A 22,332-nucleotide genomic window follows, 5' to 3' on the forward strand; every position below is an offset into this window, starting at 1 on the left:
CTCATTGAAGCTCGTAGGCGTAGATCTTTTCAGCTTCCATCTGGTAACCGGCATCGGCCAGTTCACTGCTGGTGGCTTTGACCTGCATCCGGCCTTCGATCCAGTAGGGCTGGTAGAGGTCTTCGATGCGCACGCCCATCTCGCTGACGATATGCACGATCTGGTTCGGCGGTGGCGGCGGCACGTGGATGCAGGCGCCGTAATAGGGCACCAGGAGGAACTCGGTGGTACGGCCTTCCTCGCTCACTTCCAGCGGCACGATGTAGCCGGGCAGCTTGACCCACTGCCCATCCAGCGCCTTGACCACCGGAGCGTGGGGCGCCTGCTGGCGCGCGGCAGGGGCTGATTCGGCCAGGGCGTTACCCAGTTGTGACAGATCATGCAGCGGTGCCATCTGGGCTGGGACCACCGGCGCCCCCTCCGGGATCAAGGCAGGCCAGTCCAGGGTTCTGGGCTCGTCGCCCCAGGCAGGGGACAGAATGAACAGCAGCAACAGTACAAGTTTGCGACGCATGATCGATTCTCAGAGATGGATCGACAGGCCATCGGCCAAAGACTGACGATAGGCACGCCAGGCCGGCACGCTGCCCATCAGCAGCGCGGCACCCAGGATGATCGCCAGCAGCGTCCATTCATGGGCGCTCGGCCAAGCCAGCGGCAGGTAGAGGCCATAGTTGGCCTGCACGTAGCCTTGGGTCAGGGCGATTCCCGCATACAGCAAGCCTAGCCCGGCACCGATACCGGCCAGTGCCAGGGTGAGCGCTTCGAGCACCAACAGCCCGGCTATGTGCCAGGGGCGCGCGCCCACCGAGCGCAGGATGGCCATTTCCCGGCGGCGCTCGTTGAGGCTGGTGAGGATCGCCGTGAGCATGCCAATCAAACCCGTCAGTACCACGAACAGCGACACCACGAACAATGCCTGTTCGGCTGTGCCCATCAGGCTCCAGAGTTCCTGCAGAGCAACCCCAGGGAGGATTGCCAGCAGCGGCTCGCTACGGAATTCGTTGATTTCTCGCTGCAGGCTGAAGGTGGCGATCTTGTTGTTCAGGCCCAGCATGAACGCCGTGATCGCGGCGGGTTGCAAGTCCATGCCGCGCGCCTGGTCGGCGCTGATGCGTCCGGCGCCACGGGCTGGAACGCCGTTGTGCCAATCGACGTGGATTGCCTCCATGCCGGCCAGGCTGATGTGCAGGGTGCGGTCCACCGGCGTGCCGGTGCGTTCGAGGATGCCGACGACGGTAAAGGGTTTGTCGTCGTGCTTGACCAGACTGATGGCGGCCACGCCGTGCGCCAGCACCAGCTTGTCACCGAGTTTGTAGTGCAGCGCCTCGGCCACTTCGGCGCCCAGCACCACTTCGAACGGGTCCGCTGCGAAGGGCCGGCCCTGGCTCAGGGCCAGATGTTGCTGGCGTGCGAACTGGTAATGGTCGAAGTAATCGCCTGTGGTACCCATCACCCGATAGCCGCGATGGGAGTCGCCGAGGGAAATCGGGATGGCCCATTTCACCCGCGGGTCCTTGGCGTAGTGTTCGAAGCTGTCCCAGCGGATGTTGTTGGTGGCATTGCCGATGCGAAACACCGAGTACAGCAACAGGTTCACCGACCCCGAGCGGGCGCCGACGATCAGGTCGGTGCCGCTGATGGTGCTGGCGAAGCTGGCGCGGGCCTCCGTGCGCACGCGCTCGACAGCCAGCAACAGGCACACCGACAGTGCGATGGCAAAGGCCGTCAGGAAGGCGGTGAAGCGGCGGTTGGCCAGGCTGGCCAGGGCAAGGCGGAGCAAGTACATCAGGCCTCCTGGGGCTTGGCCGCGCGATTGAGTTCGACCAAGGACAAGTGACGGTCGAACAGCGGAGCCAGGCTCTGGTCATGGCTGACGAACAGCAGGCTGGAGCCGGCCGCACGGCATTCGTCGAACAACAGGCGGATGAACGCCTCGCGGGTATCGGCATCCAGCGCCGAGGTGGGCTCGTCGGCGATCACCAGCTCGGGCTGGCCAATCAACGCCCTGGCGGCGGCGACCCGCTGCTGCTGGCCGATCGACAGGCTGTCTGCGCGCCGGGCAAGTAGCGCCGGGTCAGTCAGGCCCAGGTGGGCCAACAGCGTGGCGGCCGCCTGGTCGATGCTGCCATGGCGCTGGACCGCCCGTGCGGCGCGGCTGCGTGAGAAGCGGCAGGGCAACTCGACGTTCTCCCGTACCGAGAGAAACGCCAGCAGGTTGAACTGCTGGAAGATATAGCCGGTGTGGTCGACCCGAAACCGATCACGGGCGCCCTGGCCCAAGGCGGCGAGGTCCTGGCCGAGCAGCAGGATCCGGCCTTGATCGGGGCGATTCACTCCGCCCAGCAAGCCGAGCAATGTAGTCTTGCCGCTACCGCTAGGGCCCTTGAGGAACAGCGCTTCACCGGCTTGCAGGCGAAACGCGGGGATGTCCAGCAAAGGTGGCTGGCCGGGCCAGGCGAACCGCAGCCCTTGCAGGTCGATCAGCGCCTGGCTCATTCAGAACGCGACCACGCTGTTGGTGGGGGAGGCTTGCAGGCCTTTCTGGCCGTTCGGGCCAATCAATTGCACATTGATCTTCTGGGTCGCCGGGAAAGCCCGGAACAGCGGGGCGAGGTCTACCTGGGCGAGCTTGCCAGGCGCTACGCATTTGAATTGGTAATGGGCGTTGACGTCGGCGTGTTCATGCCCGTGCTCGTGACCATGCTCGTCATCGTCGTGGGCGTGTGGTGCATCGCCAAACAGCGGGCTGCCGAGTTCCTGGGCGTCCTCCGTGCAACCGGCGGCCTGGTCCACGCCGAATAACTTCAACGGTTGCTCAAGTTGCTGGCGTACGGCGGCGACCTTGGCCTTGTCGGTGTCGCGGGTGGCTGCATGCTCGAAGCCGACCAGGTTCATCGCCGGGCTGTCCAGCTCCAGTTCCAGGGTATTGCCATCGAGCACCACGTTGAGCGTGGCCACACCATGTTCATGGGCGCCGAGGGTACCGTGGGCATGATCGTGATCATCGTGGGCCTGGGCTGCAACCAAGGGAAGCAGGGCGAAGGGTAGGGCGAGAAGCAAGCGGCGCATGGAGGACTCCAGGGGCGGGCAAGAAATGGTTTCGTAATGTTATAACAAGTTTTTCGGCGCTGACCACCTGCCTGGCGCAGGTTTCATGTTCATGGGAGCATGAAGCCATCGACCCTGTAGGTAAGGAAGGTAGCGTGAGAATACGTGGACAAATCGGCGATTGGCCGGTGGACCTGACCATCGAGCTGGAGCCTGCGGAGTGGGCGCAGTTGGGACATCAACTGGAGGCGCCGGCCATTGCCGAAGCGGCGGCTACGAACGCAACCACCCCACCACAGCAGGACGATGGGCAATGGTTGGCTGCCTGTGAGCTGCTGCGTCAGGCCGTGCAGATCAGCGGGCCGGAGTTGCTGGGGCGCCTGGAAGGACTCGCCGGCAGCACGGCAGCGGGCAAGCGGCTGTTGGTGCGTTTGCGCCACAGCAATGAGGTGAAGGTGGAAAGCGGCCCGGACGCGCCGGTGTATCACTGGGTAGGATGAGCGAGGGCCGCTGTGCGGCCCATCGCAGGCCATCCCGACAGCACATTGGGAGCTGGCGTAGCCTGCGCTTGGGCTGCAAAACAGCCGCAATGACGATCAGAACATCGCCGCCGACAGCTTACGCCGATAAACGCTCACCAGCGGATGATCATTGCCCAGCAGCTCGAACACCTGCAGCAACGCCTTCTGCGGCAGGCCATCTTCGTAGCCGCGGTTGCGCTGGAATAACTTGAGCAGGCCCTCGAGCGCTGGCTCGTACTGCTGGCGAGCCAATTGCTGGATGCACAGCTGGTAGGTTGCTTCGTCATCCTGCGGGTTCTGCGCCAGGCGGCTCTTGAGCTCGGCAACTTCCGGCAGGCTGGCGGCCTGGCGCAGGAAGGTCAGCTGGGCCTTGGCGCCGGCCAGGGCGGCCTTGTGCTCGTCGGTCTTGACCGCATCCAGCACCACCTGGGCTTCGCCCAGCTCGCCTCGCTCGGCCAGGCAACGGGCATAGAGGATCAGCCCCTCGACATTGCTGTTGTCTTCGCTCAGCAGCGCCTGGAGCAGCGCTTCGGCTTCGCTGAAGCGGCTTTCGGCGAACAGTGCCTTGGCCTGCTCCAGCGGCGAGGCGGTCGGTGCGGCGGGCATTTGCACGTGGGGTTCGAGCATCGCGCGGATGGCCGACTCAGGCTGGGCGCCGGCAAAACCGTCGACCGGCTGACCGTCCTTGAACAACACCACGGTCGGCAGGCTGCGGATACCGAACTGGGCGACGATCTGCTGCTCCACATCGCAATTGACCTTGGCCAGCAGCAACTCGCCCTGGTAACCCTCGGCGATCTTGGCCAGCAACGGCATCAGCGCCTTGCACGGCGCGCACCATTCGGCCCAGAAATCCACCAGCACCGGCTTGTGAAAAGAATTCTCGATGACCAGTTGCTGGAAGGTGGCATCGCTGGCATCGAAAATGTACGGCGTGTCTTGGTTCATCGCGACTCTCGCAAATCCTTGAATGGCACCACTATAAAGGCTCGCGGCTGGCGTGGTACAGGCTGACCCGGCGGAATTCGTGTGGCTCGGCCAGGTCCGGCAGGGTCAGCGCCTCGAGCACGCCAAGCGCCTGATAGCGCGGATGATCGAAGTTGCGCACCCGGGAATCGGCCACCAAGGCCTGGCGACCGCGGCTGAGGAATTCATCGAGCAGTGGCAGGTTGGCGCGGTCGTAGAGCACGTCGGCGACGAGGATCAGGTCGAAGCGGTCTTGCTCTGCGAAGAAATCGCCGCTGTAGCCAAGTTTCACGCCGTTGAGCGCGGCATTGGCGCGACAGGCATCCAGTGCCAATGGGTCGAGGTCGCAGGCCACGACTTCCAGTGCGCCTGCACGTGCGGCGGCGATACCGGCGATACCTGAGCCTGCGCCGAAGTCCAGCACCCGCTTACCGCGTACCCAGTGCGGTTGCTCGGCCAGGTAGCGGGCCATGGCCAGGCCGCTGGCCCAGCAGAAGCTCCAGTACGGCGGTTCGTCGAGGATGCGCCGGGTTTCCTCGGGGCTGAAGGCGCGGTCCATGTTGTCGGCGTCGATCAGCCATAGCTTCAGTTCGCAGTCAGGTAGCTCGCTCTCGACCAGACGCGCCTCGCCGATCAGACCGCTCAGGGCCCGCTGCAGATGCAATGGGGGCATCTAGGGCGCCTTCTCGAAGCGCAGGGGACCAGTGGCCTGGGTGGTGGCCTGGGCGATACGCAGAGGTGGCAGGTGCAAGATCAACTGCCCAGAGCGACTGGCCCGGCCGCGCAACTCCACGCGAGCGCCGGCAGGGAAGGCTTCGGGGCTGAAGCGCAGGCGATAGGGCAGGTCCTGTCCGGTACCGGTGAGGTTGCTGCTCGCCAGCAGGCGCTGCGGGCGGCCACGCTCATCGATGACCAGCAGCGCCAGTTCCACTTCGGCGCCGGCCGGCACTTGTAGCAAGGTGCCGCTCAGTTCGCGCTGATAGGCCGGCAGCGGGCCCAGCTCCTCGCCTTTTTTCTTCACGGCCTTGGCCGGGGGCGCGGTGACAGTTTGCTCGGGCTTGGGTTGGTCGCTGCCGCAGGCGGCGAGCAGGCCGGTGAGGCACAGCACGACGAGCGCTCGGTAATGCATGGGGTAATCCTTCGCAGGCAGAATTCCATGGATGGTAACCCCTTTGGCTTGTCTTGCCAGTGGGATGCGCTACCATGGCCCTCCCTTTTTTTGTTGCCTGCCACCATGCACTGTCCCTTTTGCGGTGCCAACGACACCAAGGTCATCGACTCGCGCCTGGTCGCCGAGGGCGAACAGGTGCGCCGCCGCCGTGAATGCGTCGCCTGCGGCGAGCGCTTCACCACCTTCGAGACCGCCGAGCTGGTCTTGCCCCGGCTGATCAAGCAGGACGGCACCCGCCAGCCCTTCGATGAAGAAAAACTGCGCGCTGGCATGCAGCGAGCGCTGGAAAAACGTCCGGTCAGTGTCGAGCGCCTGGAAGCGGCGCTGGCGCACATCAAGCACAAGCTACGCGCCACCGGTGAGCGCGAGGTCAAGTCGCTGGTGGTGGGCGAACTGGTGATGGCCGAGCTGCGCAAGCTCGACGAAGTCGCCTACATCCGTTTCGCATCGGTCTACCGGCGCTTCCAGGATCTGGACGAGTTCCGCGAAGAAATCGACCGCCTGGCCCGAGAGCCCGCCAAAGAATGACCATGCCAAGCCAAACCGCCATCCTCGATGCCCACTACATGGCGCGAGCCCTGGAATTGGCCCGCAAGGGCCTGTACAGCACCCATCCCAATCCGCGTGTGGGGTGTGTGATCGTGCGGGACGGCGAGGTGGTCGGCGAAGGCTGGCACGTGCGAGCCGGCGAACCCCATGCCGAAGTCCATGCCCTGCGCCAGGCCGGCGAGCGCGCACGAGGTGCGTGTGCCTACGTGACGCTCGAGCCTTGCAGCCACCATGGCCGCACCCCCCCATGCGCCGAGGCGTTGGTGCAGGCTGGCGTGGCCCGGGTCGTGGCGGCGATGCAGGACCCCAACCCGCAGGTGGCAGGCAAAGGCCTGCGTCGCTTGGCCGAGGTTGGCATCGAGGTCAGCAGCGGCGTGCTCGAGACTGAGGCCCGGGCGCTCAATCCGGGCTTTCTCAAGCGCATGGAGCATGGACTGCCATTCGTACGGGCCAAGCTCGCCATGAGCCTGGACGGTCGCACTGCCATGGCCAGCGGCGAGAGCCAGTGGATCACCGGCCCTGCAGCGCGCGCTGCGGTACAGCGCCTTCGCGCCCGTTCCAGCGTGGTGCTGACCAGCGCCGAAAGCGTGCTGGCCGACAACGCCCGCATGACCGTGCGCGGCGCCGAACTGGGCCTGGACCCAGACACCACCGCCCTGGCCCTGGCACGTCCGCCATTGCGTGTCCTGATCGACGGACGCTTGCGTCTGCCGCTGGACGCTCCGTTCTTCCAGGCCGGCCCGGCCCTGGTGGTGACCGCCGTCGCCGCCGACCCTCGCTACGCCCAGGCTGGCCACGAACTGCTGAGCCTGCCAGGCGAGCATGGCAGGGTCGATCTCCTAGCCTTGCTGCGCGCCCTGGCTGCCCGTGGTGTCAACGAAATCCTGCTGGAGGCCGGCGCTGGCCTGGTCGGCGCCTTCGCGAGCCTGGGTTTGGTGGATGAGTTCCAGTTGTTCGTCGCTGGCACCTTCCTGGGCAGCAGTGCTCGCCCGCTGCTGGACTGGCCGCTGGCAAAGATGAGCGAGGCCCCGCGTTTGAAAATCACCGAGGTGCGCGCAGTCGGCGATGACTGGCGGATCACGGCCATTCCCTTGCCGGCGTCCGGCGTATAATGCCTGGCTTGCCACGCGCAGCCCTGTTCCCGAGGAGGACACCATGTTCACCGGCATCATCGAATCCATCGGCACCATCCGCAGCCTGACGCCCAAAGGCGGTGACGTGCGCGTCTATGTAGAGACCGGCAAGCTTGACCTGGCCGACGTCAAGCTCGGCGACAGCATCGCCGTCAACGGTGTCTGCCTGACGGCCGTGGAACTGCCAGGTGACGGCTTCTGGGCCGATGTCAGCGTCGAAACGCTCAAGCGTACCGCCATGGTCGATCTCAAGAGTGGCAGCCGGGTCAACCTGGAAAAAGCCCTGACCCCCACCACCCGCCTGGGCGGTCATCTGGTCAGCGGCCACGTCGACGGCGTCGGCGAGATCATTTCGCGCAGCGATAACGCGCGCGCTATCCAGTTCCGCGTGCGTGCGCCCAAGGAGCTGGCCAAGTACATCGCCCACAAAGGGTCGATCACCGTCGACGGCACCAGCCTGACGGTCAATGAGGTCGATGGCGCTGAGTTCGAGCTGACCATCGTCCCGCACACCCTGTCCGAAACCATCATGGCCGACTACCGCGCAGGTCGTCGGGTCAACCTTGAGGTCGACCTGCTGGCCCGTTACCTGGAGCGTCTGCTGCTGGGCGACAAGGCTGCCGAGTCGAGCAAGGGCAGTGGCATCACCGAAAGCTTCCTGGCCGCCAACGGCTACCTGAAATCCTGATTGAGAAGGGGGTGCCGAGTGGCGCTCAACAGCATCGAAGAGCTGGTGGAAGACATCCGCCAGGGCAAAATGGTCATTCTCATGGACGACGAAGACCGTGAGAACGAAGGCGACATCATCATGGCCGCCGAGTGCTGCCAGGCCGAGCACATCAACTTCATGGCCAAGCACGCCCGTGGCCTGATCTGCATGCCGATGACCCGCGAGCGCTGCGAAACGCTCAAGCTGCCGCTGATGGCGCCACGCAACGGTTCGGGCTTCGGTACCAAGTTCACCGTATCGATCGAAGCGGCCGAAGGCGTCACCACCGGCATCTCCGCCGCCGACCGCGCGCGCACCGTGCAGGTGGCCGCCGCTCGCGATGCCAAGGCCGACGACATCGTCAGCCCAGGCCATATCTTCCCGCTGATGGCCCAGGCCGGCGGCACCCTGGCCCGCGCCGGGCACACCGAAGCGGCCTGCGACCTGGCGCGCATGGCTGGGTTCGAGCCCAGCGGTGTGATCTGCGAAGTGATGAACGACGACGGCACCATGGCCCGTCGCCCGGAACTCGAGGCCTTCGCCGCCGAGCACGGCCTTAAGATCGGCACCATCGCCGACCTGATCCACTACCGTATGATCCACGAGCGCACCGTGCAGCGCATCGCCGAGCAGCCGCTGGACAGCGAGCTGGGTCAGTTCAATCTGGTCACCTACCGCGACGCGGTGGAGGGCGATGTGCATATGGCCCTGACCCTGGGCACCATCTGCGCCGAGGAGCCGACCCTGGTGCGCGTGCACAACATGGACCCGCTGCGTGACCTGCTGATGGTCAAGCAACCGGGCCGCTGGAGCTTGCGTGCAGCGATGAGTGCCGTGGCCGAGGCCGGCAGTGGCGTGGTACTGCTGCTGGGCCACCCGCTGGATGGTGACGTGCTGCTGGCGCACATCCGTGAAAGCGCCGGTGACGCCCAGCCCAAGACCCCGACCACCTACAGCACCGTCGGTGCCGGCTCGCAGATCCTGCGTGACCTGGGGGTGCGCAAGATGCGCCTGATGAGCTCGCCGATGAAGTTCAACGCGATATCCGGATTCGATCTGGAAGTTGTAGAATACGTGCCCTCCGAGTGACACAGGCGTAACTGTCGTCCTGCCGCTCGTGTCCAAACCCTCCCGCAGGCCGCGTGTGCGCGGCCTCGCTCTTTAAGATGAGAACACCGGAATGACCCTGAAGACCATCGAAGGTACCTTCATCGCCCCCAAAGGTCGCTATGCTTTGGTGGTTGGCCGCTTCAACAGCTTCGTCGTCGAAAGCCTGGTGAGCGGTGCCGTTGATGCCCTGGTACGCCATGGCGTCAGCGAAAGCGACATCACCATCATTCGTGCCCCGGGCGCCTTCGAGATCCCGCTGGTTGCACAGAAAGTCGCCCAACAAGGCGAATACGACGCGATCGTCGCCCTGGGCGCGGTGATCCGCGGCGGTACCCCGCACTTCGAATACGTGGCGGGCGAGTGCACCAAGGGCCTGGCCCAGGTGTCCATGGAGTTCGGTGTTCCGGTGGCCTTCGGTGTTCTGACCGTCGACTCCATCGAGCAAGCCATCGAGCGTTCCGGCACCAAGGCCGGCAACAAAGGTGCCGAAGCTGCCCTGTCCGCCCTGGAAATGGTCAGCCTGCTGGCGCAGTTGGAGGCCAAGTGATTAGCGACGAAAGCGATCGTTTCAACCCGCGCGAGCCACGCGCGGCGGATGCCGGCAAGCCCTCGAAGAGCGCCAAGCGCCGCGAAGCCCGCAAGCTCGCGACCCAGGCGCTGTATCAGTGGCACATGGCCCAGCATTCGCTGAACGAAATTGAGGCTCAGTTCCGGGTCGACAACGATTTCTCCGATATCGATGGCGCCTATTTCCGCGAGATCCTGCACGGGGTTCCGGCAATCAAGGGCGAGATCGACAAGGCCCTGGCTCCGTGCCTGGACCTGCCGCTTGAGGAACTCGATCCGGTCGAGCTCGCGGTGCTGCGCCTGTCCACCTGGGAGTTCATCAAGCGCGTCGACGTGCCGTACCGCGTCGTGATCAACGAAGGCGTGGAGCTGGCCAAGGTCTTCGGTGCCACCGATGGTCACAAGTTCGTCAACGGTGTGCTGGACAAGCTGGCTCCGACGCTGCGTGACGCGGAAGTCAAGGCGAACAAGCGCTGATCGCGGCGCTTTCCGACCATGGGTGAGTTCGAGCTGATCCGCCATTACTTCGCTGCCGCGTCCTGTGCGCAGGGCGGCGAAGGTGTGGTCCTCGGCATCGGTGACGACTGCGCCCTGCTGGAACTACCGGTCGGCGAGCAGTTGGCGGTGTCCACCGACACCCTGGTCGAAGGCGTGCATTTCCCTGCGGCCTGCGACCCACTGCTACTTGGCCAGCGTTCCCTGGCGGTAGCCGTCAGCGACTTGGCGGCCATGGGCGCCGACCCGATCGGTGTCACCCTGGCCCTGACATTGCCCGGGGTTGGCGCCGACTGGCTCAGGCAGTTTGCCGACGGCCTCAACCTCATGGCCCACCGATGCGGTGTCAGCCTGATCGGCGGCGACACCACCCGCGGCCCCTTGAGCATCACCGTCACCGTGTTCGGCAAAGTGCCCGCCGGGCAGGCCCTGCGCCGTAGCGGTGCCCGGCCGGGCGATTTGCTGTGTGTCGGCGGTCATCTGGGCAATGCCGCAGGTGCCTTGCCGCTGGTGCTGGGCCAGCGCCAGGCGCCCGTCGAGGTCGCCGAGCCGCTGCTTGCCCACTACTGGTCGCCGATACCTCAGCTTGTCTTGGGCCGGCAGCTGCGCGGTCGGGCCACGGCAGCACTGGATATCTCCGATGGGCTGCTCGCCGACTGCGGCCACATTGCCAAGGCTTCGGGCGTTGCCTTGGAGGTGAACGCCGAGCAGGTGCCCGTCTCGCCGGCCCTGGAAGCCTTTCTGGGGCGCGAGGCGGCCCTGTACGCCGCGCTCACCGGCGGTGACGACTACGTACTGGCGTTCACCCTGCCTGAAGCACTTCTTTCATCCTTGCCTGAAACGGGCGTCATCCATGTCATCGGCCGCGTGCGCGAAGGGCAGGGTGTGAGCCTGCGCGACCGGCAGGGCCAGGACATCACCCCGACGCAACGGGGCTATCAACATTTTAGGGAGACACCGTGACCGACCACCCCAACCAGGTGCCTGCGGAGTTCGTTCCGCCTTCGGTCTGGCGCAACCCCTGGCATTTCATTGCCTTTGGCTTCGGTTCCGGCACTTTGCCCAAGGCGCCTGGCACCTGGGGCTCGCTGGTCGCCTTGCCGTTCATCCCGCTGTGGCAGATGCTGCCGGACTGGGGTTACTGGCTATTGCTGGGCATCACCATGCTGTTTGGCTTCTGGCTGTGCGGCAAAGTCGCCAATGACTTGCGGGTGCACGACCATGAGGGCATTGTCTGGGACGAGATGGTCGGGATGTGGATCACCCTGTGGCTGGTGCCAGAAGGCTGGCAATGGCTATTGGCGGGGTTCTTGATGTTCCGCTTCTTCGACATCCTCAAGCCGTGGCCGATCCGCTGGGTCGACCGTCACGTGCACGGCGGTGTCGGAATCATGCTCGACGACATCCTGGCTGGTGTGTTCGCCTGGCTGGGCATGCAGGTGTTGGTATGGGTGGTTGCCTGACTTAAGGAGTAGGTCATGGGCATAAGGACGGTGCTGCTGGCAATGGTGTTGCTGCTTGGCCCAGGGGCGAGCGCGGTCATGGCTGAAAGCCTGCCCAGGCAGATCCATCTGGTCAGCGAAGAGTGGCTCGACTACACCAACGCCGATGGCACCGGCGTGGCGTGGGATGTGCTGCGCAAGGTCTTCGAGCCCGCAGGCGTGAAGGTACTGACCCAGAGCGCGCCTTACAGCCGGGCGGTAGGGTTGGTCAAGCGCGGCGAAGCCGATGCCTGGGTGGGCTCCTACCACGAGGAAAACGACGACAACCTCTATCCCCGCTGGCATTTCGATGTGGATCACATCTATGCCCTGGGCCTGGTCAGCAAGCCTGTGCCGACGCCCGAGAGCATCGGCCAGTACCGGCTGGCCTGGGTACGCGGCTATGAGTTCCAGAACTACCTGCCTCATGTCAAAAGGTACCGCGAGGTCCAGCGCCGCGAAGGTATCCTGCCGATGCTCGAGCACGATCGTGTGGACTTCTACATCGATGCCTTGACCGAGGTCGACTATGTCTTGGACCGGGCATCTGATCCTGACCGCTGGCGTCGTACCCATGTTGCAGAGCTGCCGCTGTACCTTGCCTTCGCTCGCAACGACAAGGCCAAGGCGCTGAGCGAACTGTTCGATCGGCGCATGCAGGAACTGGTGCGCAGCGGAGAGCTCAAGCCTATTTTCGAGCGCTGGCAGCAGCCGTACCCTTTCACGCCAGAGAGCCAGCCGTACTGATATGGCGTGAGACGCTGTGAGAGCGCCGGCGTCTGAACATCGAACTTTTCGATCTTAAGCGGCGATATTCAGCCTGCGCATGCTCTGCAGCCTGCTGATACAATCGGGCCATTGAAAATTGCCTACTTTTAGGAGCACAACGTGCCCGTCGTCTTTGTCGCCGCCTCGAAACTCCCGACTCCCTTCGCGATCTTCACCATGCATGGTTTTCTCGATGAAGCCACGGGCCGCGAGCACGTGGTGCTCAGCCTGGGTGATATCGCCGATGGTCAGCCGGTGCTGGGGCGCCTGCATTCCGAATGCCTGACCGGCGATGCGCTGTTCAGTCAGCGCTGCGACTGCGGCTCGCAACTGGAGGCCGCCCTGCAGGCCATCGCCCGCGAAGGCCGTGGCGTGCTGCTGTACCTGCGCCAGGAAGGTCGCGGGATCGGCCTGTTGAACAAGATCCGCGCCTATGAACTCCAGGACGGTGGCGCCGATACCGTCGAAGCCAACGAACGCCTGGGCTTTGCTGCGGACCAGCGCGACTACGCGATGTGCCTGCCGATGCTTGAACACCTGGGCGTGCAGTCACTGCGTCTGATGACCAACAACCCGCGCAAGGTCAAGGCACTGACCGACATGGGCATCAAGGTCGCCGAGCGCGTCCCGCTGCACACTGGGCACAACCCGCACAACCGTCACTATCTGGCCACCAAGGCCGGCAAGCTCGGCCACATGATGGGCAACGAGCACCAGGGCGAGCCCCAGGCGTGACCCGCGGCCAGGTGAAGCGGCGCCTGGCGCTGGCCTGGTGGCAATACCTGGCGGTGGGCCTGGTGCCGTTGCCAGTGATGGCCTGGGCCTTTGGCGGCGGCGATGCCTTGATTCCCGTCTTGGCGATGCCCCTGTTCATTGCCGGTGCTGCGACCATGTTCCTCAGCCTGCCGCGCTTTGGCGCGTATAAGCGCGCCTTGATCGCGACGTCCAAGGCGCTGGGTTCGCCGGAGGAGCCGCAGGCCTGGATCGTACTGGCCCAGGTGCGGCGCATGGCCATGCTGTTCGCCTGCTTCCCGGCCTGGGTAGCGGCGCTGTCGGTGCTGGTGGGCCTGGAGACAGTGCCTCAGGTGCTGCTGGCGCTTTCCACGGTGGTACTGCTCTACCTCTACCGCATCCCTCGCCAGCTGGGCTGATGCGCGTACTTCTCTGCCTGTTGGCCCTGCTGGCCTTCGGCGCCCTGGCCGAAGACAGGCCAAGGGTCATCAGCCTGGCGCCCTCAATGAGCGAAATCATGCTCGAACTGCACGCCGAGGACTTGCTGGTGGGTGTGCTTGATGGCGGTGAGCGGCCTGCGGCGTTGTCTGGCCTGCCATCGGTGGGACGCCATGGGCAATTGGACATGGAGCGCCTGCTCAGCCTCAAGCCTGATCTGTTGCTGCTGTGGCCCGACAGCGTGGCCCCGGCCCAGCGCGATCAACTCAGGCACCTTGGGATCGCGACGTTCGTCGGTGAACCCAAGGATATCGACCAACTCATCGGGCAGATCGAAACCATCGGACAGCGGGTCGGGCGAGCGGAGCAAGGCCGGCAATACGCACAGGCCCTGCTTGAGCGGCTGCGCAGCTTGCGCGAGCAGTACCATCGTGAACGACCGCTGCGAGTGTTCTACCAGGTTTGGGACAAACCGCTGTACACCCTCGGCGGGCGGCAGATCGTCAGCGACGCTTTGACGGTTTGCGGTGCCAGCAACCTGTTCGCCGACCTTCCCCAGCCTGCACCGCAGGTGAGCGTCGAGGCCGTACTGTTGCGCGATCCTGACGTGATCCTGGCCGGTGATCCGGCGCAACTGGCGAGCTGGAAGGCCTGGCGTACGCTCAGTGCGGTGAAGGCCGACCGCCTGCTGGTGGTGCCCGACAAAGGCCTTGAGCGCCCCAGCGGTCAGATGATCGACGCCACGGCACGTTTGTGCGCGTTGCTGGAGGCTAAAGCACCGGTGTCCAGGTGACGCTCAGCAGCCAGGTGCGGCCTTCTTCGCGATACCCGTAGTTGGCGCCCTCATAGTTGTAATGGGTGCGGCTGTATTGCTTGTCCAATAGGTTGTCCAGCTTCAGGTCGAACTTCACCTCATCGGTAGCTGCCCAGCTGCCGCGCAGTCCCAGTAGACCGTATCCGCCAACAGTGTCGGTGTTCGCTTCATCGTTGTAGCTGCTGCTGACCGCCTGCCAACTGGCGCCTAGCGCGAAACGTTCGAACTGCCGATCGAGGTCCAGGCTCACAGTACGCCGGGCACGGCGGGAGAGGGTGTGGCCGCTGTCGCGGTCGCGTGGATCGATCAGCGAGAGGCCCAGTTGGGAGGTCCAGCCGTCCCAGTCCTGGCTCAGAGCCATCTCGAAACCATTGACCCGCGCGGAATCGACATTCTCCGGGCGTACGCTGTAGTTGATAGCGTCCTGCAGGTCGGTGCGATACAGCGAGGCTTCCAGCTTACTGCGCTCGCTCAGCTGGCTGCGCCATTGCAGCTCGTAACTCTTGGAACGTTCAGGCTTGAGATCCGGATTGTTGTAGCCCGGGAAGTACAGGTCGTTGAAAGTCGGTGCCCGAAAACCTTCGCTGTACGAGAGCAGCACATCGTTATTCACGTTGAGCGGTACTGTCAGGCTACCGCTCCAGCTGGTCTGGCCGCCGAACTGCTGGTTGCGGTCATGACGTACGCCAAGCTCGGTGGAAAAGTATTCGCCACGGAATCGGTGCTGGGCGAAGGCGGCGCGGTTCCAGCGGCTGTCTTCGGTGAAATCGGCACTGGCATGGACACGATCTTCGTACCAGTCGCCTCCCAGCAGCAGGCTGTTGCGGTCATCCAGTGGCAGGTCGTTCTGCCAGGTGGCTTGGTCGCGGTAGGTATTGAATGGATAGCGGGTCCCGGCGAGTTTGTCGCGGCTTTCGTCGCGATTCTCGCTATGGGCCAACTCCAGCCGACTATTCCATCCCTCGCTGACCTGAGCGTCCAGATAGCTGCCGATGCTGCTGACGGAAAAGTCCGAATAGGGCTCTTGTGCGCTGAAACCACGAGGCTCGTCGTACTCGCGGCGTCCACGGCTATCGAGCACATTCAGCCCTGTCTCGAAACGTTCGCTGAAGGTGTGGCTTAGACTCAGGTTGAATGACTTGTTGCGGTAGGCGTCATGATCCGCGTCGCTGGCAAAGGATGGCCCGGTCGAATCGATGCCTGCCGTCTCATCCAGGCTGGCGCCGAGGTTGAAGCGGGTCGCCTCGCTGCCGCCGGAGAGCCCGAGGCTGCGCTGGAAGCTCTGGTTGCTGCCCGCCGCCAGGCGCAGGCGTGGTTGCAGGCCAGGACCTGTGCCGCGACGGGTGAAAATCTGGATGACCCCGCCAATGGCATCGCTGCCATAGATCGCCGAGCGTGACCCGCGCAGCACTTCGACCCGCTCGATCTGGTCGACGTCCAGGTATTGCAGGGCGCTGTCCCCGGATGTGGCATTGGCGATGCGCACGCCATCGACCAGCACTAGGGTCTGGGCCGCCTTGGTGCCGCGGATGAAGATCCCTGGCAGGCTGCCGCGTCCACCGGTGGGCGCTACCTGAACGCCAGGCACACGGGTCAGCAGGTCGGTGACATTGGAGGGTTGCAGGCGATCAATGTCGTGACGGGTGAACACGGTATTCGCGGCGCTGGTGGCGCTGCGCGACTCGACCTGGCGACTGGCGCTGATCAGCACGTCGGGGAGTTTGAGGGCATCGTCGCGATCCGGTTCGGCGGCCAGCAAGGCGGTGGGCAGGCAGAAAACTGCAGTGGCGAGGGACGAAATCTTCATCGGTAGTTCCATAACATTCGCGGGCAAGCCCCGCTTCCCCAGGGCTTGAGAGCAACCCTGTGGAAGCGGGGCTTGCCCGCGAATGCGTCAATCAGACAGCGTAAAGGCTTACAGGCCGAGCTTGGCCATCCGGGCCTTCACCGAGGCTTCGATACCGGCGGCATCGAGCCCGCACTCGGCCAGCATCTGCGCAGGCTTGGCGTGTTCGACGTAAATGTCCGGCAGGCCCAGGTGCAGCATCGGCTTGAGCACGGCTTCCTGGGTCAGGAACTCACTGACCGCAGCCCCCGCACCGCCCATGATGGCGTTCTCTTCGATGGTCACCAGCAGATCATGGTGGGCGGCCAGTTCCAGCACCAAGGCCTCATCCAAGGGTTTGACGAAGCGCATGTCGACCACGGTGGCGTTGAGGCCGTCGGCGACCTTCATGGCCTCGGCCAGTTGCACACCGAACACCAGCAGGGCGACTTTCTCGCCTTTGCGGCGAACCACGCCCTTGCCGATTGGAAGCGGCTCCAGGTCGCCGCTGATCGGTGCATTGGGGCCGGTACCACGAGGGTAGCGCACTGCCGCCGGGCCGTTGTACAGGTGGCCGGTGCTGAGCATCTTGCGCAGTTCGTTCTCGTCGCTTGGGGTCATCACCAGCATGCCCGGGATGCAACGCAGGTACGAGAGGTCGAAGCTGCCCGCGTGCGTCGGGCCGTCTTCGCCGACCAGGCCTGCGCGGTCGATGGCGAACAGTACGTCGAGGTTCTGTACCGCCACATCGTGGATCAACTGGTCATAGGCACGCTGCAGGAAGGTGGAGTAGATCGCCACCACCGGCTTGGCACCTTCGCAGGCCATGCCTGCGGCCAGGGTGACCGCGTGCTGCTCGGCAATCGCCACGTCGAAGTAGCGCTCCGGGTAGCGTTCGCTGAAGGCCACCAGGTCCGAGCCTTCCTTCATTGCGGGGGTGATGCCCACTAGGCGATTGTCGGCCGCGGCCATGTCGCACAGCCATTGGCCGAACACCGCCGAGTACTTCGGCCCGCTGACCTTCTTCGGTGCGACCGGTTTGTCGGCAGGTTCGAGCTTGGTGATGGCGTGGTAGCCGATCGGGTCCACTTCGGCCGGGGCGAAGCCTTTGCCTTTTTTGGTGATCACGTGCAGGAACTGCGGGCCCTTGAGGTCACGCATGTTGCGCAGAGTGGCAATCAGGGTCGGCAGGTCGTGGCCGTCGATAGGGCCGATGTAGTTCCAGCCCAGTTCCTCGAACAAGGTGCCGGGCACCAGCATGCCTTTGGCGTATTCCTCGGTGCGGCGGGCGATTTCCCAGGCGCCGGGCAGGCGCGACAGGACCTTCTTGCTGCCCTCGCGCATGCTCGCGTAGGTGCGGCTGGACAGGATCTTGGCCAGGTAGTTGGACAGGCCGCCCACGTTGCGCGAGATCGACATGTCGTTGTCGTTGAGGATCACCAGCATGTCGGCGTCGACTTCCTGGGCGTGGTTCAACGCCTCGAAGGCCATGCCGGCGGTCAGCGCGCCGTCACCGATCACCGCGATCGACTTGCGTGGGTCGTTCTGCAGGCGGGCGGCAATGGCCATGCCCAATGCGGCACTGATCGACGTGCTGGAGTGGCCGACACCAAAGGTGTCGTACTCGCTCTCGCTGCGCCGCGGGAAGGCGGCGATACCGTCCTTCTGGCGCAGGCTGAGCATACGTTGGCGGCGGCCGGTGAGGATCTTGTGCGGGTAGGCCTGATGGCCCACGTCCCAGACCAGACGGTCGTCCGGCGTGTCGAAGACGTAGTGCAGGGCGATCGTCAGCTCGATGACGCCCAGGCCGGCGCCGAAATGCCCACCGGTCTGACCAACGGTATAGAGCAGCTCCTGGCGCAGCTCGTCGGCCAGGGTCTCCAGGTCGGCTTCAGCCAACCGGCGCAGGCCGGCAGGCGTGTCGGCGCGGTCCAGCAGCGGCGTGACCGGGCGTTCGCGGGGGATCTCTTGAAACGTCGTGGGCATCAGGCGAGTCGTTATAGATGTGAAGACGCGGCAGTTTACCCCATTGTAGGAATTACTGCCCATTCAGACGCAGGTTGCATGCCCCCTGTGCGGGCCGGCTCACCCGCGAATGCGCAGGTCAATTGAGCATCGCATTTGCGGGCTAGCCGGCTCTCACAGTCGAGGTGTCAGGGTTTCAGTGGCGACGTTCGACGATGTAGCGGGCCAATGCGCGAAGGGGGGCTGCGCTGTCACCGAAGCCTTCGAGTGCTGCCAGCGCCTGGTCGCGCAGCTCGAGCGCGTAGGCCTTGGCCGCTTCCAGGCCGAGCAGGGCCGGGTAGGTCGGTTTGTCGCGGGCGATATCGGCCCCCTGGCGTTTACCGAGGGTGGCGGTGTCGCTCTCCACGTCGAGAATGTCGTCCTGCACCTGAAAGGCCAGGCCAATGGCCTGTGCATAACGTTGCAAGGCCTCGAGCTGCGCTTGGCTGGCGCGGGCGCTGGCCAGGGCGCCAAGGCGCACGCTGGCTTCGATCAGGGCGCCAGTCTTGTGCCGGTGCATGTATTCAAGGGCGCGCTGGTCGAGCTTGAGGCCCACCGAGCCCAGGTCGATGGCCTGGCCGCCGACCATGCCCGCTGGCCCAGCAGCCTTGGCCAGAGCCTGGACCATGGCCAGGCGAGTGGCGTCGTCCTGAGGGCTCAGGCGCGCATCGAGCAGGGCGCTGAAGGCCAAGCTCTGCAGGCCGTCGCCGGCCAGAATGGCGCAGGCCTCGTCAAAGGCTTTGTGAGTGGTGGGCTGGCCACGACGCAGGTCGTCGTCGTCCATGGCCGGCAGGTCATCATGCACCAGTGAATAAGCGTGGATCAGCTCCACAGCGCAGGCGGCGCCATTGGCCTGCTCGGCCGGGGCACCGAAGGCCTCGCAGGCAGCGTAGGCCAGCAGTGGGCGTACGCGCTTGCCGCCGTTCATCACGCTGTAGCGCATGGCGGCGTAGAGGCGTTCGAGCTCCTTGGAAGGCGCCTGGAACAGCGGTTCGAGCGCAGCATCGACACGTGCCTGGCAGTTGGCCTGGTAGGCGCTGATCATGCTTCGGGCTCCGCATCGAAAGGCTGGGCCGCCAGTTCGCCATCGCGTTCGAGCAGGATCTGCACCTTCTGTTCGGCCTGTGCCAGGGCGCCCTGGCAGTCACGGGTCAAGGCAATGCCTTGTTCGAAGGCGGCCAGCGACTCTTCCAGCGACAACTCGCCGTTCTCCAGGCGCTCAACCAAGGCTTGCAGGTCGGCGAGGGATTGCTCGAAATCGATGGAGGCTTTTTTGCGGGCCATGGCGACTGTCTCGGTGGCATTCAGAACGGCGCGACACTAGCAGAGCGGGGCAGGGGGAGCAAACCGGGGAGGGTAATCATTCGTCGCATTTTGTTGCATTTGTGTCGGAGGCGGCAGCTTGCAAATTGCGAAGCGCTCAGATTGTGAGCGTTTTGGCCCTCTGCCATAATCCCGCGCGCTCTGCGCCGCGGCCTACAAACCGTCGGCATCTCTCCTACTCGATGTCACGTAACGGATTACGTTGTGAGCTTCCTTTCGATCGAATTCGGCCTCTGCTTCACGCTGTTCTTCATTGTCTATTGGAGCCTGTGCTGGAGCATACGTCTGCAGAACGTGCTGCTGCTGGCGGCCAGCTATGGGCTGGTGGCGAGTTTCAGCCTGCAGTCGCTCTACATACTGCTGGGTTACAGCGTGCTGGTGTACCTGCTCGGGTTGCTGGCGGCGCGTTACCCGGGGCGCTGGTTCAGCCGGGCTTTGTTGCTGGGGTTGGTGCTGGGCTGCTTCTACCTATTCAAGTACCAAGCGTTCTTCGTCGAAGGCGTGCAGGCCGCTCTTGCCCAGTCGGGATGGCGCGTGTCCTTGCCGGTGCTGGAAGTGCTGGTGCCGATTGGCATGTCGTTCTACATCTTCCATTCGGTGAGTTACTTGGTGTCGATCAACCGGTGCGAGCTGGCGCCAGCCGCGCCACTGAATCTTGCGTTGTACCTGGCATTCTTCCCAAGCCTCGTGGCTGGCCCGGTCAACCGTGCCCTGGACATGCTGCCCCAGATCTGTCCAACTGCGATCCGCCAAGTGCTGGAGCCCCAGCGGGCCTTGGGGCTGATTGCCCTGGCAGTGGTCAAAGTGTTTTTACTCGGTGGTTGGCTGGCCAGCGAATGGGTGGATCCGGTGTTCGACACGCCTGGCAGCTTCACGCCCGAGCAGGTGTTGCTGAGTGTGTATGGCTACAGCTTCCTGATCTATTTCAACTTCAGCGGTTACACCAACCTGGTGACCGGCATCGCCCTGCTGCTGGGTTTTCGCCTGCCCGAGAACTTCAACGCGCCCTATGCGGCGCACAACCTCAAGGCATTCTGGGGGCGTTGGCATATCAGCTTGTCGCGCTTCATCCGTGACTATGTCTATATCCCCTTGGGCGGCAATCGCCAGGGCGTGTGGCGCGGCAACCTGAACATGTTGCTGGCCATGTTGGTGTCCGGCCTTTGGCATGGTGCGAGCCTGAACTTCATTCTCTGGGGCGCGCTTCATGGTGTGGGGCTGGCGGTCTACAAGCTGTTCGATCAACTGCTGCCTGGGGCCAAGGCACTGCCGGGGGCAGGGCTGGCTGCGCGATTGCTGACCTTCCACTATGTGGCATTCGCCTGGGTGTTCTTCCGCAGTACGACACTCGAGGGCGCCTGGGAAATGCTCGGCAATGTCGCCCAGGTGAGCATCGCCGGATTGTCGTCCTCCACGGGTTTGGCGGTGCTTGGCTGCGTGTTGTGCGTGGCGACTTATCCACAATGGCTGGCGATCTTGCGCCAGGGCTTTGCCGCCAGCCAGCGCCTGCCATGGCCGTTGTATCCGGTGCCGCTGGCGGTATTCGTGTCGTTGGTGATCTTTGCATCGCAATCGGGCGTGCCGGGGTTCATCTATGCCAGTTTCTGATATCCGACAGTTGTTCCAGGCGCAGTTGGGCGCTGCCCGGGTGCTTTACGCGTTGGTCATCGCTACGCTGCTGCTGTGCTGGCTGAACCAAGACTCGATCAAGCTGTATTGCCAGCAGAAATACCACCAAGGTTGTGAGCTGCCGGTCATCGGCCAATCGTCTGCCTGGCGCCTGGGCGCAAGCCTTACCTTGGCACTGGAAGACGCACGCGACAGCTTTGTCGACAGCCTGCGGCGCAATACGCAGGTGGCCGCGACCCCGGCGCCTGTCGTCCTGCCGCCGACCATGCCGGTGGTGACCGTGGATCTGCAATCGGTCGCTCCGCCTGCCAAGCCTCGGCCAGCGCCCACGGTACAAGTGCCGCCGGCCAAGGCCATGCTGCCGATCGTAGCGCCCTCCGGCACGCTGGCGAGCCTAGCCACCGGCGATGAAGTCTTTCTGGTGGGGGACTCGCTGATGCAGGGCGTGGCGCCGCACCTGGCCAACAGCCTGCGCAAGCGCTACCAGATCAAGACGGTCAACCTTAGCAAGCAAAGCACCGGCCTCGCCTACCCGGGGTTTTTCAACTGGCCCAAGACCGTGACCGACACCCTGGCTGCCAATCCGAACATTCGCCTGATGATCGTGTTCATGGGGCCGAACGATCCCTGGGACATGCCCCAGGGCAAGGGCAAGCCGTTCCTGCGTTTCAAGTCGCCTGAGTGGGAGGCGATCTACCGCTCGCGGATCGACGCGATCCTCGAGCAGGCCCGCCAGCGCAAGGTCCAAGTGATCTGGGTTGGCCCGCCGAATATGGAACAGCCTCGGCTGTCCACGGCGATGGCTTACCTCAGTGGTCTGTATCAAGAGCGTACGGTGTTGTTCGGCCAGCACTATGTCTCGGCCAACCCGTTCCTTGGCTACCCTGACGAGCAGTTCGCCTATGCAGTGCAGACACCAGAGGGGCAGCGGGTCAAGGTGCGGGGCGACGACGGCATTCATTTCACCATCACCGGTCAGAAGATGATCGCAGCACAGGTGCTGTCGCTGATCGCCTTCCCGGGTTTGACTGTTACAGGACATTGAA

Annotated in this window: 26 protein-coding genes; 15 read left to right on the plus strand and 11 right to left on the minus strand. The window is 64.2% G+C overall.

Going from position 1 to position 22,332, the window contains the following annotated elements; translation table 11 throughout:
- Position 1: 1 nt before the first annotated feature.
- Genes BLS27_RS22825 through BLS27_RS22840 form a run of 4 tightly spaced genes read right to left on the minus strand, consistent with a single transcriptional unit; the run spans position 2 to position 3,072 of the window.
- Positions 2–514 carry a DUF3299 domain-containing protein gene (locus tag BLS27_RS22825; protein ID WP_043210245.1) on the minus strand — a complete coding sequence of 171 codons (513 nt, stop codon included), beginning with the start codon at positions 512–514 and terminating at the stop codon, positions 2–4.
- A 9-nt stretch (positions 515–523) separates the two neighbouring features.
- Complete coding sequence (locus BLS27_RS22830) at positions 524–1,789, minus strand: ABC transporter permease (protein WP_043210242.1); 1,266 nt, start codon at positions 1,787–1,789, stop codon at positions 524–526.
- Complete coding sequence (locus tag BLS27_RS22835; protein WP_043210239.1) at positions 1,789–2,499, minus strand: ABC transporter ATP-binding protein; 711 nt, start codon at positions 2,497–2,499, stop codon at positions 1,789–1,791. Before BLS27_RS22835 ends, BLS27_RS22830 begins: the two co-directional genes overlap by 1 nt.
- Positions 2,500–3,072 (minus strand): DUF2796 domain-containing protein, encoded by a 573-nt coding sequence (locus tag BLS27_RS22840; RefSeq protein ID WP_090346919.1) that lies wholly within the window; start codon positions 3,070–3,072, stop codon positions 2,500–2,502.
- 134 nt (positions 3,073–3,206) lie between these two features.
- Between BLS27_RS22840 and BLS27_RS22845 the strand changes: the two genes are divergently transcribed.
- Positions 3,207–3,551 carry a hypothetical protein gene (locus tag BLS27_RS22845; RefSeq protein ID WP_090346920.1) on the plus strand — a complete coding sequence of 115 codons (345 nt, stop codon included), beginning with the start codon at positions 3,207–3,209 and terminating at the stop codon, positions 3,549–3,551.
- A 96-nt stretch (positions 3,552–3,647) separates the two neighbouring features.
- Here BLS27_RS22845 and trxA read toward each other — a convergent pair whose 3' ends face one another.
- From trxA to BLS27_RS22860, 3 genes are read right to left on the minus strand one after another with little or no spacing between them, the layout of a single operon-like run.
- Positions 3,648–4,520, minus strand: a complete 873-nt coding sequence (trxA, locus tag BLS27_RS22850) for a thioredoxin (RefSeq protein WP_043210233.1) — start codon at positions 4,518–4,520, stop codon at positions 3,648–3,650.
- 31 nt (positions 4,521–4,551) lie between these two features.
- Complete coding sequence (locus BLS27_RS22855) at positions 4,552–5,211, minus strand: class I SAM-dependent methyltransferase (protein WP_070573927.1); 660 nt, start codon at positions 5,209–5,211, stop codon at positions 4,552–4,554.
- Positions 5,212–5,667 (minus strand): hypothetical protein, encoded by a 456-nt coding sequence (locus BLS27_RS22860; RefSeq protein WP_070573929.1) that lies wholly within the window; start codon positions 5,665–5,667, stop codon positions 5,212–5,214.
- Positions 5,668–5,772: 105 nt separating this feature from the next.
- On the opposite strand from BLS27_RS22860, the gene nrdR reads away from it, so the two are divergent.
- The 12 genes from nrdR to BLS27_RS22920 all read left to right on the plus strand — a co-directional run bounded on the left by nrdR (position 5,773) and on the right by BLS27_RS22920 (position 14,484).
- Entirely contained in the window at positions 5,773–6,237 is a 465-nt protein-coding gene (gene nrdR, locus BLS27_RS22865) for a transcriptional regulator NrdR (protein WP_043210325.1), read from the plus strand.
- Positions 6,238–6,239: 2 nt separating this feature from the next.
- Positions 6,240–7,370 carry a bifunctional diaminohydroxyphosphoribosylaminopyrimidine deaminase/5-amino-6-(5-phosphoribosylamino)uracil reductase RibD gene (gene ribD / locus BLS27_RS22870; protein ID WP_090346921.1) on the plus strand — a complete coding sequence of 377 codons (1,131 nt, stop codon included), beginning with the start codon at positions 6,240–6,242 and terminating at the stop codon, positions 7,368–7,370.
- Between the two features lie 43 nt (positions 7,371–7,413).
- Positions 7,414–8,079, plus strand: a complete 666-nt coding sequence (locus BLS27_RS22875) for a riboflavin synthase (RefSeq protein WP_043210224.1) — start codon at positions 7,414–7,416, stop codon at positions 8,077–8,079.
- An 18-nt stretch (positions 8,080–8,097) separates the two neighbouring features.
- The gene (gene ribBA, locus BLS27_RS22880; protein ID WP_043210223.1) at positions 8,098–9,189 is read left to right on the plus strand and encodes a bifunctional 3,4-dihydroxy-2-butanone-4-phosphate synthase/GTP cyclohydrolase II; all 1,092 of its coding nucleotides are present in this window, start codon (positions 8,098–8,100) and stop codon (positions 9,187–9,189) included.
- Positions 9,190–9,280: 91 nt separating this feature from the next.
- Complete coding sequence (ribH, locus tag BLS27_RS22885; protein WP_043210219.1) at positions 9,281–9,757, plus strand: 6,7-dimethyl-8-ribityllumazine synthase; 477 nt, start codon at positions 9,281–9,283, stop codon at positions 9,755–9,757.
- A complete protein-coding gene (gene nusB, locus BLS27_RS22890; protein ID WP_043210218.1) occupies positions 9,754–10,254 on the plus strand; it encodes a transcription antitermination factor NusB in 501 nt (166 codons plus the stop codon). Before ribH ends, nusB begins: the two co-directional genes overlap by 4 nt.
- A gap of 18 nt (positions 10,255–10,272) precedes the next feature.
- The gene (gene thiL / locus BLS27_RS22895; RefSeq protein ID WP_090346922.1) at positions 10,273–11,235 is read left to right on the plus strand and encodes a thiamine-phosphate kinase; all 963 of its coding nucleotides are present in this window, start codon (positions 10,273–10,275) and stop codon (positions 11,233–11,235) included.
- Positions 11,232–11,735 (plus strand): phosphatidylglycerophosphatase A family protein, encoded by a 504-nt coding sequence (locus tag BLS27_RS22900; protein WP_043210214.1) that lies wholly within the window; start codon positions 11,232–11,234, stop codon positions 11,733–11,735. The genes thiL and BLS27_RS22900 overlap by 4 nt, the downstream gene beginning before the upstream one ends.
- Before the next feature lie 15 nt (positions 11,736–11,750).
- Positions 11,751–12,500, plus strand: coding sequence for a substrate-binding periplasmic protein (locus BLS27_RS22905; protein ID WP_043210212.1), 750 nt, complete (start codon positions 11,751–11,753; stop codon positions 12,498–12,500).
- 141 nt (positions 12,501–12,641) lie between these two features.
- The gene (ribA, locus tag BLS27_RS22910) at positions 12,642–13,256 is read left to right on the plus strand and encodes a GTP cyclohydrolase II (RefSeq protein WP_043210209.1); all 615 of its coding nucleotides are present in this window, start codon (positions 12,642–12,644) and stop codon (positions 13,254–13,256) included.
- Complete coding sequence (locus BLS27_RS22915) at positions 13,253–13,672, plus strand: MFS transporter (protein ID WP_090346923.1); 420 nt, start codon at positions 13,253–13,255, stop codon at positions 13,670–13,672. Before ribA ends, BLS27_RS22915 begins: the two co-directional genes overlap by 4 nt.
- Positions 13,672–14,484, plus strand: coding sequence for a cobalamin-binding protein (locus BLS27_RS22920; protein WP_090346924.1), 813 nt, complete (start codon positions 13,672–13,674; stop codon positions 14,482–14,484). Before BLS27_RS22915 ends, BLS27_RS22920 begins: the two co-directional genes overlap by 1 nt.
- Here the strand turns inward: BLS27_RS22920 and BLS27_RS22925 are convergent.
- The 4 genes from BLS27_RS22925 to BLS27_RS22940 all read right to left on the minus strand — a co-directional run bounded on the left by BLS27_RS22925 (position 14,462) and on the right by BLS27_RS22940 (position 19,618).
- The gene (locus BLS27_RS22925) at positions 14,462–16,312 is read right to left on the minus strand and encodes a TonB-dependent receptor plug domain-containing protein (protein ID WP_090346925.1); all 1,851 of its coding nucleotides are present in this window, start codon (positions 16,310–16,312) and stop codon (positions 14,462–14,464) included. The genes BLS27_RS22920 and BLS27_RS22925 overlap by 23 nt on opposite strands.
- 108 nt (positions 16,313–16,420) lie before the next feature.
- Entirely contained in the window at positions 16,421–18,316 is a 1,896-nt protein-coding gene (gene dxs, locus BLS27_RS22930) for a 1-deoxy-D-xylulose-5-phosphate synthase (RefSeq protein ID WP_043210202.1), read from the minus strand.
- Positions 18,317–18,491: 175 nt separating this feature from the next.
- The gene (gene ispA / locus BLS27_RS22935) at positions 18,492–19,379 is read right to left on the minus strand and encodes a (2E,6E)-farnesyl diphosphate synthase (RefSeq protein WP_090346926.1); all 888 of its coding nucleotides are present in this window, start codon (positions 19,377–19,379) and stop codon (positions 18,492–18,494) included.
- Complete coding sequence (locus BLS27_RS22940; RefSeq protein ID WP_011531978.1) at positions 19,376–19,618, minus strand: exodeoxyribonuclease VII small subunit; 243 nt, start codon at positions 19,616–19,618, stop codon at positions 19,376–19,378. Before BLS27_RS22940 ends, ispA begins: the two co-directional genes overlap by 4 nt.
- Positions 19,619–19,861: 243 nt before the next feature.
- Here BLS27_RS22940 and BLS27_RS22945 point away from each other — a divergent pair, with 243 nt between their 5' ends.
- Both BLS27_RS22945 and BLS27_RS22950 read left to right on the plus strand, forming a co-directional pair.
- Positions 19,862–21,265 (plus strand): MBOAT family O-acyltransferase, encoded by a 1,404-nt coding sequence (locus BLS27_RS22945; protein WP_090346927.1) that lies wholly within the window; start codon positions 19,862–19,864, stop codon positions 21,263–21,265.
- Positions 21,252–22,331, plus strand: a complete 1,080-nt coding sequence (locus BLS27_RS22950) for an SGNH/GDSL hydrolase family protein (RefSeq protein WP_090346928.1) — start codon at positions 21,252–21,254, stop codon at positions 22,329–22,331. The genes BLS27_RS22945 and BLS27_RS22950 overlap by 14 nt, the downstream gene beginning before the upstream one ends.
- The last annotated feature ends 1 nt before the right edge of the window (position 22,332 follow it).

The sequence above is a fragment of the Pseudomonas guariconensis genome, from assembly GCF_900102675.1.
Lineage (GTDB): Bacteria > Pseudomonadota > Gammaproteobacteria > Pseudomonadales > Pseudomonadaceae > Aquipseudomonas > Aquipseudomonas guariconensis.

Bases quoted from the DNA above. Each gene is read 5' to 3' on its own strand.
- BLS27_RS22825 (WP_043210245.1), bottom strand. From the start codon at position 514: ATGCGTCGCAAACTTGTACTGTTGCTGCTGTTCATTCTGTCCCCTGCC.
- BLS27_RS22830 (WP_043210242.1), bottom strand. From the start codon at position 1,789: ATGTACTTGCTCCGCCTTGCCCTGGCCAGCCTGGCCAACCGCCGCTTC.
- BLS27_RS22835 (WP_043210239.1), bottom strand. From the start codon at position 2,499: ATGAGCCAGGCGCTGATCGACCTGCAAGGGCTGCGGTTCGCCTGGCCC.
- BLS27_RS22840 (WP_090346919.1), bottom strand. From the start codon at position 3,072: ATGCGCCGCTTGCTTCTCGCCCTACCCTTCGCCCTGCTTCCCTTGGTT.
- trxA (WP_043210233.1), bottom strand. From the start codon at position 4,520: ATGAACCAAGACACGCCGTACATTTTCGATGCCAGCGATGCCACCTTC.
- BLS27_RS22855 (WP_070573927.1), bottom strand. From the start codon at position 5,211: ATGCCCCCATTGCATCTGCAGCGGGCCCTGAGCGGTCTGATCGGCGAG.
- BLS27_RS22860 (WP_070573929.1), bottom strand. From the start codon at position 5,667: ATGCATTACCGAGCGCTCGTCGTGCTGTGCCTCACCGGCCTGCTCGCC.
- nrdR (WP_043210325.1), top strand. From the start codon at position 5,773: ATGCACTGTCCCTTTTGCGGTGCCAACGACACCAAGGTCATCGACTCG.
- ribD (WP_090346921.1), top strand. From the start codon at position 6,240: ATGCCAAGCCAAACCGCCATCCTCGATGCCCACTACATGGCGCGAGCC.
- BLS27_RS22875 (WP_043210224.1), top strand. From the start codon at position 7,414: ATGTTCACCGGCATCATCGAATCCATCGGCACCATCCGCAGCCTGACG.
- ribH (WP_043210219.1), top strand. From the start codon at position 9,281: ATGACCCTGAAGACCATCGAAGGTACCTTCATCGCCCCCAAAGGTCGC.
- thiL (WP_090346922.1), top strand. From the start codon at position 10,273: ATGGGTGAGTTCGAGCTGATCCGCCATTACTTCGCTGCCGCGTCCTGT.
- BLS27_RS22905 (WP_043210212.1), top strand. From the start codon at position 11,751: ATGGGCATAAGGACGGTGCTGCTGGCAATGGTGTTGCTGCTTGGCCCA.
- BLS27_RS22920 (WP_090346924.1), top strand. From the start codon at position 13,672: ATGCGCGTACTTCTCTGCCTGTTGGCCCTGCTGGCCTTCGGCGCCCTG.
- BLS27_RS22925 (WP_090346925.1), bottom strand. From the start codon at position 16,312: ATGAAGATTTCGTCCCTCGCCACTGCAGTTTTCTGCCTGCCCACCGCC.
- dxs (WP_043210202.1), bottom strand. From the start codon at position 18,316: ATGCCCACGACGTTTCAAGAGATCCCCCGCGAACGCCCGGTCACGCCG.
- ispA (WP_090346926.1), bottom strand. From the start codon at position 19,379: ATGATCAGCGCCTACCAGGCCAACTGCCAGGCACGTGTCGATGCTGCG.
- BLS27_RS22940 (WP_011531978.1), bottom strand. From the start codon at position 19,618: ATGGCCCGCAAAAAAGCCTCCATCGATTTCGAGCAATCCCTCGCCGAC.
- BLS27_RS22950 (WP_090346928.1), top strand. From the start codon at position 21,252: ATGCCAGTTTCTGATATCCGACAGTTGTTCCAGGCGCAGTTGGGCGCT.